Raw genomic sequence first — 5,603 nt, 5'->3', positions numbered from 1 at the left:
GGGCGGGTGCGACGGCTTCTTCGTCGCGCGGCTGCGTCGTGCTGGCGGATAACGCCCACGCGCGCTAGGGCTGCGCGATGCAGAAAGCCGTCCGCATCGCGCCCTCGATCCTGTCCGCCGATTTCGCGAAGCTGGGCGAGGAGGTGCGCGCGATCGACGCGGCGGGTGCCGACTGGATCCACATCGACGTGATGGACGGGCATTTCGTCCCCAACATCTCGATGGGGCCCGCGGTGGTGAAGGCGATCCGCCCGCACACCACCAAGCCGTTCGACGTCCACCTGATGATCTCGCCCGTCGACGCCTACCTGGACGCGTTCGCAGAGGCCGGGGCGGACACGATCACCGTCCACCCGGAGGCGGGGCCGCACATCCACCGCTCGCTCCAGCACATCAAATCGCTCGGCAAGCGCGCGGGGGTAGTGCTGTGCCCGGGGACGCCGGCCAAGATGCTCGATTATCTCCTCGACATGGTCGACCTGGTGCTGGTGATGAGCGTCAATCCCGGCTTCGGCGGGCAGCATTTCATCGACAGCCAGCTCAAGAAGATCGCCGCGATCCGCAAGATGATCGACGCCACCGGGCGCGACATCGACCTGGAGGTCGACGGCGGGATCGATCCCGACACCGCGCGGCGCGCGATCGACGCGGGCGCGGACGCGCTGGTCGCGGGCACCGCCACCTTCCGCGGCGGCCCCGAGCAATACGCCGCCAACATCGCCGCGATCCGGGGCGAATGAGCGACGGCCACGCCGACGCGCCGGGCGGCCAGGGTTCTGGGGGCCAGGATTCCGGTAGCCAGGCGCGCGACACGATCGACGCCGGCCACCGCATGGTGCGCGCCGCGGGCGACGGCAGCGCCTCGCTCGGGCAGCGCGTGGTCGATTACTTCGACCGGCTGACGTGGCGCACCCCGATCCACGACATGCGGCTGAAGGGCCGCTACCCGCGCAAGCTGCTGGCGGTGCCGGCCGACCCGGTCGCGGGCGACGCCGAGCGCGGTGAGGCGCTGACCGCGGGTTGGCTGGCGTGGGGAAACGAGTTCCGCGCACTGGACGAGGTCACGTTCGCCGCGTCGATCGGCAGTGTCGCGTTCGACGACCACGCGCAAAGCTTCGCCTGGCTGCGCGACCTGTGGGCGGCGCCCGACCGCGCCAAGGCGACGCGCACCGCCGAGGTGCTGACGCAGCGCTGGCTGGCGGTCAATGGCGAGCGCGTGACCGAGCGCGGCTGGCGCCCCGATCTGTGGGGCAGGCGCATGCTGATGTGGACCGCGCACGCGCCGCTGCTGCTGTCGTCGAGCGACCTGATCTATCGCAGCAGCGTGCTGAGCGCGATCGCGCGCGGCGCGCGGCACCTGGATCGCACCGCCGACAAGACGCCCGCGGGGGTGCGGCGGATCGCGGCCTGGTGCGGCGTGGTGGCGTCGGGGTTGCTGATCCCGGGCGGCGACCCGCGCCGCGCGATCGGCGAGGCCGGGCTGGAGCGCGCGCTGGCGGTGTCGATCGGCGGCGACGGCGGGATCGCCAGCCGATCCCCGCGCGACCAGCTGGACGCGATCGAACTGCTCGCATGCTTGCGCGCCGCCTATGACGCGCGCCGGCTCGAGCTGCCCGAGCCGGTGATGCAGGTGCTGGCGCGCAGCGTGTCCGCGCTGCTCGGCACGATGATGGGCGACGCGGGGCTGTCGAGCTGGCAGGGCGCGGGGCCGATCGCGTTCGACGCGGTGCAGGCGGTGCTGGCCGCCAGCCGCGTCGTGCGCCGCCCGCTACGCCAGGCGAGCGACCGCGGTTACCAGCGGATCGCGGCGGCGCGCAGCGTGCTGGTGATGGACGCCGCCCCGCCGCCGACCAGCCCGAGCGCCGCCGGTGCGTGCGCCTCGACGCTGGCGTTCGAGCTGTCGGACGGTGAGGAGCGGTTGATCGTCAACTGCGGCGGCGCGCTGTTGGTCGCCGACGCGGGTCTAGCGGCGGGATTGCGCTCCACCGCGGCGCACTCGACGCTGGTGCTGGCCGACACCAACTCGACCGCGCTGCTGCCCGACGGGTCGCTGGGGCGCGGGGTGAGCGAGGTCGACCTGTCGCGGCAGGAATCGGACGCGGGCAGCCGGATCGAGGCGCGGCACGACGGCTACGCGCGCCGCTTCGGCTTTCGCCACCACCGCACGCTGACGATGACGGTCGACGGGCTGGAATTGCGCGGCGAGGACGCGCTGCTGCCCGCGTGGAAACGGCACGGCCCCGGACGGGGGCGCGGCGCGGTGCCGTTCGCGGCGCGCTTCCACCTCGGCGCGGGGGTCGAGGTGGCGGCGAGCGGCGACGCGCTGGGCGCGACGCTGGTGACGCCGCAGGGCGCGATGTGGCATTTCCGCCTGGCGGGCGGGACGGTGACGATCGAGGACAGCGTGTGGATCGATCCCGAGGGGCAGATGGTGCCGACCCGGCAGATCGTGGCGGGCGGCAGCGCCGATCCGGGCGGCGCGACGCTCAACTGGGTGTTCAAGCGCGCGCGGTGACTTAGAGCGCCCGACCGAATTAACTCCGCGTCATCCCGGACTTGATCCGGGATCCCGCTTCCCAGACAGGACAGGCGAAGGCAGCGGGACCCCGGATCAAGTCCGGGGTGACGGGAAGAAGTTGTGGCTAAACGCTCCGGCTCCCCGCAGTCGTGCCGCTCGGGTCTTGAAGCGCGCGCGCTGAGCGGCCAAGGCGCGCGCCTATGACCAGCATCACGATCAAGCGCGCGCTCCTCTCCGTGTCCGACAAGACGGGGGTGGTCGATCTCGCCCGCGCGCTCGCCGACCGCGGCGTCGAGCTCGTCTCGACCGGGGGCACCGCGAAGGCGCTGCGCGACGCCGGGCTCGACGTGCGTGACATATCGGAGCTGACCGGCTTTCCCGAGATGATGGACGGGCGCGTCAAGACGCTGCACCCGGTGGTGCACGGCGGGCTGCTCGCGGTGCGCGACGACGCGAACCACGCCGCCTCGATGCAGGAGCACGGCATCGGCGCGATCGACCTGGTCGTGGTCAACCTCTACCCGTTCGAGGCGACGGTCGCGAAGGGCGCCGCGCGCGACGAGGTGGTAGAGAACATCGATATCGGCGGGCCGAGCATGGTGCGATCGGCGGCCAAGAACCACGCCTACGTCGCGATCGTGACCGATCCGGCGGACTACGCGCTGGTGGCAAAGGGCGAGACCAGCCTCGACGACCGGAAGCGGCTGGCGGCGAAGGCGTTCGCGCTGACAGCGGCGTACGACGGCGCGATCGCGCGCTGGTTCGGGCAGGTCGACCAGGGCGTGGCCTTCCCCGAGGTGCTGCCGCTGACGCTACGCCGCGTGGGCGAACACTTGCGCTACGGCGAGAACCCGCACCAGTCCGCCGCCTTCTACGCCGCGAACGACGGCGTGCGCGGTGTCGGCCAAGCGCGGCAGGTGCAGGGCAAGGCGCTCAGCTACAACAATTACAACGACGCCGACGCGGCGCTGGAGCTGGTGGCGGAGTTCCGCGACGCGCAGCCCACTTGCGTGATCGTCAAGCACGCCAACCCATGTGGCGTCGCGACCGCGGCAACGCTGGAGGACGCCTACGCGCAGGCATTCGCGTGCGACACCGTGTCGGCGTTCGGCGGGATCATCGCGCTTAACCGCCGGCTCGACGCGGCGACCGCGAAGGCGATCACCGGCATCTTCACCGAGGTGGTGGTCGCGCCCGACGCCGACGAGGAGGCGATCGCGCTGTTCGCGGCGAAGAAGAACCTGCGTCTGCTGCTGACCGGCGATCTGCCCGACGCGGCGCGCGGCGGGTTGTTCGCCAAGTCGATCGCGGGCGGCTGGCTGGTGCAGGGGCGCGACAATGGCGCCCTCACCGACGAGATGCTGAAGGTCGTGACCAAGCGCCAGCCAACGGCGCAGGAGCTGGCCGATTGCCGGTTCGCCTGGACTATCGCCAAGCACGTCAAGTCGAACGCGATCGTCTACGCGAAGGACGGCGCGACTGCGGGGGTCGGTGCGGGGCAGATGAATCGGCTCGAGTCCGCGCGGATCGCGGCGTGGAAGGCGAAGGACGCCGCCGACAAGGCGGGCTGGGGCGAACCTCGCACGATCGGCTCGGCTGTTGCGTCGGACGCGTTCTTCCCGTTCGCCGACGGGTTGCTGGCTGCGGTCGAGGCGGGGGCGACCGCGGTGATCCAGCCGGGCGGCTCGATCCGCGACGACGAGTTGATCGCGGCGGCGGACGAGGCGGGGCTGGCGATGGTGTTCACGGGCATGCGCCACTTCCGCCACTGATTGGGGCGATGACGGGAGCGGGCGCGCGTCTCCCCTCTCGTCGCCTCGGACTTGATCCGAGGTCCCGCTCGGCTCGAACAGAAGCGGGATCCCGGGTCGAGCCCGGAATGACGTGAGGCCGCGTTCGGTCAGATCGTGACGCCGCCCTCCTTGGGCAGCGTCGCTTCATCCGCCTTGGGCATCTTGGTGAACAGCGCGCGGTCCTCGGGCCCGAAGGCGTAGCGCCAGATCATCCACAGGTAGACCGCCGCGGTCGCGGGAATGCCGGCGGCGAGCTGGACCGCGCGGTAGCCGGGCGGCAGCAGCGTGAACGCCGCCCCGACCAGCCCCGCCGCCGCCGCTGCCCAGGCGAGCGGCCAGCGCACCGGCGACACCGACGCGCCGAGCATCCGGCGCAGCACGCGCGCCTTCACGACCGAGGTCAGCAGCAATGTGACCATCAGCGCGACCGGCGCGCCCGCCGCCTGCTCGGTCAACCCGAAACCGAGCGCGCGCATGCCGAGCACGAACGCGAACGACAGCGCCACCTGCACCCCCAGCATCGTCGCCGAGATGACGAGATTGCGATGCCGCGCCATGTAGACGAGCGCGGATTCGCTGACCGCGCCGGTCGAGGCGAACACTTCCGCGAACAGCAGGAACACCATGGCCGCCGCCCCGCTCTCGAACTGCGGGCCGATCGAGGCCATCACCGCCTTGCGCGGGATCGATGCCATCAGCGCCAGGCAGAGCTGCGCGGCGATGATCCAGAACGCGACCTGGCGCACCTGCCGCGCGATCGCGGAGTAATCGCGCCGCGCGAGGCTCTGCGTGACCACGGGGCCGAGGATCGGGTCGAAGCTGGTCTTGAGCTTCTGCGGCAGGCTCGCGACCTGCTGCGCCATGTAGTAGATGCCAACGACGCCCGGCGCGAACAGCAGCCCGAGCACGATCCGGTCGACGTTGCGGCTGCCCCATTCGAGCGCGTCGGCGCCCGCGAGCGGCGCGTTGGCGCGCGCGAGCGCGAACAGGCCGCGCAGTTGCGGCGACCAGCCGGTCGGGACACCGTAGCTGCGCACCAGCGGCACGATGCTGGCGATCAGCGCTGCGATCATCGACGCGACGTAGGAGAGGATCAGCCCGTCGCGCAGCGTGAAGAAGGAGAAGGCGTAGGCCGCGCCCGACAGCGTCCACGGCTCCACCACCGCGCGCGCGGTGACGCTCGCCTTCACGTCGTGGCGATAGGCGAGTGCCGCCAGGCTCACGTCGGAGAGCGCGGGCGCGAGGATGATCAGCGGAAAGAAGCGGTCGAGCCCGGTGATCCAGCTGTTCGG

4 protein-coding genes are annotated in these 5,603 nt (G+C 71.6%); 3 read left to right on the top strand and 1 reads right to left on the bottom strand.

The window, feature by feature from the left end:
- Positions 1-77: 77 nt before the first annotated feature.
- From rpe to purH, 3 genes are all read left to right on the top strand, one after another.
- Positions 78-740: a ribulose-phosphate 3-epimerase gene (gene rpe / locus ACFDS6_RS10825; RefSeq protein WP_375272177.1), complete on the top strand. Its 663-nt coding sequence runs from the start codon at positions 78-80 to the stop codon at positions 738-740.
- Positions 737-2,515, top strand: a complete 1,779-nt coding sequence (locus tag ACFDS6_RS10820) for a heparinase II/III family protein (RefSeq protein WP_375272176.1) — start codon at positions 737-739, stop codon at positions 2,513-2,515. Before rpe ends, ACFDS6_RS10820 begins: the two co-directional genes overlap by 4 nt.
- A 203-nt stretch (positions 2,516-2,718) precedes the next feature.
- Complete coding sequence (gene purH, locus ACFDS6_RS10815; RefSeq protein WP_375272175.1) at positions 2,719-4,290, top strand: bifunctional phosphoribosylaminoimidazolecarboxamide formyltransferase/IMP cyclohydrolase; 1,572 nt, start codon at positions 2,719-2,721, stop codon at positions 4,288-4,290.
- 128 nt (positions 4,291-4,418) lie between these two features.
- On the opposite strand, the gene ACFDS6_RS10810 is transcribed toward purH, so the two are convergent.
- On the bottom strand, positions 4,419-5,603 hold a 1,185-nt coding region (locus tag ACFDS6_RS10810; protein WP_375272174.1), incomplete at its 5' end, for a lipopolysaccharide biosynthesis protein.

It is taken from the genome of Sphingomonas sp. (assembly GCF_042095875.1).
In the GTDB taxonomy this organism is placed as follows: Bacteria; Pseudomonadota; Alphaproteobacteria; order Sphingomonadales; family Sphingomonadaceae; genus Sphingomonas.
Note: the sequence above shows the minus strand (reverse complement) of the source record. Positions and strands in the feature narration are given on the sequence as shown.

Bases quoted from the DNA above. Each gene is read 5' to 3' on its own strand.
- purH (WP_375272175.1), top strand. From the start codon at position 2,719: ATGACCAGCATCACGATCAAGCGCGCGCTCCTCTCCGTGTCCGACAAG.
- rpe (WP_375272177.1), top strand. From the start codon at position 78: ATGCAGAAAGCCGTCCGCATCGCGCCCTCGATCCTGTCCGCCGATTTC.
- ACFDS6_RS10820 (WP_375272176.1), top strand. From the start codon at position 737: ATGAGCGACGGCCACGCCGACGCGCCGGGCGGCCAGGGTTCTGGGGGC.